Annotated in this window: 1 protein-coding gene; it reads left to right on the forward strand. The window is 74.3% G+C overall.

Annotated elements, in window-relative coordinates:
• The first annotated feature begins 211 nt into the window (after positions 1–211).
• Complete coding sequence (locus tag ACFU6K_RS38200; RefSeq protein WP_380671148.1) at positions 212–1,738, forward strand: S8 family serine peptidase; 1,527 nt, start codon at positions 212–214, stop codon at positions 1,736–1,738.
• Positions 1,739–1,829: the final 91 nt, after the last annotated feature.

Below are 1,829 nucleotides of genomic sequence, written 5' to 3' on the forward strand. Positions count from 1 at the left end.
GCCCCTCCACCCCACGGAGGACGCGGCCCCGGGCCGGGGGTCCGCGGGCGGGACCGGTGCGGGAACTCCCCGTCGCGCGGGGCGGCTTGGGCGCGGTCGGCATACCGGGGCGAGGTGGTGGACAGCTTTACTCCCGTACCACCCTCACGCGCCTGCCCGGCCGTCACTCTGCTGTCGGGCGGGTCCCCCACCCTGATGATGTGGAGAGCACATGGCTCGACGACGTTCCTTACTCCGGCTCGGCCTGGCCGTCCCGGTCGCGCTGTCGCTGACCGCCTCGCTCGGCTTCCTCCCCGCGTCGGCCTCGGCGGCGCCCCGAATACCGTCCGCCGTACAGGCCGAGGACGCGCACACCCTGTCGTACGTCGTCAACACCAGGACCGACCGCCGCACGGTCGCCGAGGTGCGGCGGGCGATCGCCGCGGCCGGCGGCACCGTCGTCGTCGCGTACGACGGGATCGGCGTCATCGTCGCCCACTCGGCGGACCCCGGCTTCGGCGAGCGGCTGCGCGCGGTGCCCGGGGTGGAGTCGGCGGGTGCCACACGGACCGCGCCGCTGAGCGCGGCGGGGACGACCGAGGCGGGTGCCGTGCGGCGCCTGTCCGAGGCCGAGGTGGCGACGATCGCGAAGGCGTCCGGCGGCGGCGCCGAACCCCTCGAAGCCGAGCAGTGGGCCCTGCGGGCGATCGGCGCGGACAAGGCCGCGGAGGTCAACCCGGGCAGCAGGGACGTCACGGTCGCCGTCATCGACACCGGCGTCGACGACACCCACCCGGACCTCGCCCCGAACTTCTCCCCCTCGCAGTCCGCGAACTGCGCCAGCGGCAAGGCCGACACCACGTACGGCTCCTGGCGGCCGGTGGACGCGAACTACTTCCACGGCACGCACGTGGCGGGCACGATCGCCGCCGCCCGCAACGGCGTCGGCGTCGCGGGCGTGGCCCCCGGGGTGAAGGTCTCCGGCATCACGGTCTCCCAGCCCACCCCGCGCCAGCTGATCTACGCCGAGAGCGTCGTCTGCGCCTTCGTGTTCGCCGCCGACCACGGCGTGCAGATCACCAACAACAGCTACTACGTGGACCCGTGGCAGTACAACTGCCTGGACGACCCCGACCAGAAGGCCATCGTCGACGCGGTCGACCGCGCCCAGCTGTACGCGCAGCGCAAGGGCACCCTCAACGTCGCCGGAGCCGGCAACGCCAACCACGACCTGGCCTCCGACGGCTTCACCGACGGCGGCAGCCCCAACGACTCCACCCCGGCGAGCCGGACGGTCGACCCGCACCGGTGCTGGGACCTGCCCGCGCAACTGCCGGGCGTCGTCACGGTCAGCGCGACCGGCGCCAAGGGCGCGAAGGCGTACTACTCCAACTACGGCCTCGGCGTGATCGACGTCGCGGCGCCGGGCGGCGACCGGTACCAGGCCTCGGACACACCGTCCCGGGAAGGCGGCATCCTGTCGACGCTGCCGGGCAACCAGTACGGCTACGAGCAGGGCACGTCCATGGCCACCCCCCACGCCTCCGGTGTGGCCGCGCTGCTGAAGTCCGCCCACCCGGAGGCGACCCCGGCCCAGTTGCAGGCGCTGCTCAAGGCCCAGGCGGACAACCCGGGGTGCCCGGCCGGCCCCGCCGCCCCGAACGGCGACGGCACCGCGGACCCCGTCTGCGCGGGGGGCAAGCGCGTCAACGGCTTCTACGGCTTCGGCATCGTCGACGCGCTGCGCGCGGTCAAGTAGCGTCAAGCAGCAGTCAGGCAGCGGTCAGGTAGTCGGCACCGCGCCGGTCCCGTGACCGAACGCGGGCGCCCCCGGCCTGGACGGCCGGGGG

The sequence above is a fragment of the Kitasatospora sp. NPDC057512 genome (assembly GCF_042802135.1).
GTDB lineage: Bacteria > Actinomycetota > Actinomycetes > Streptomycetales > Streptomycetaceae > Kitasatospora.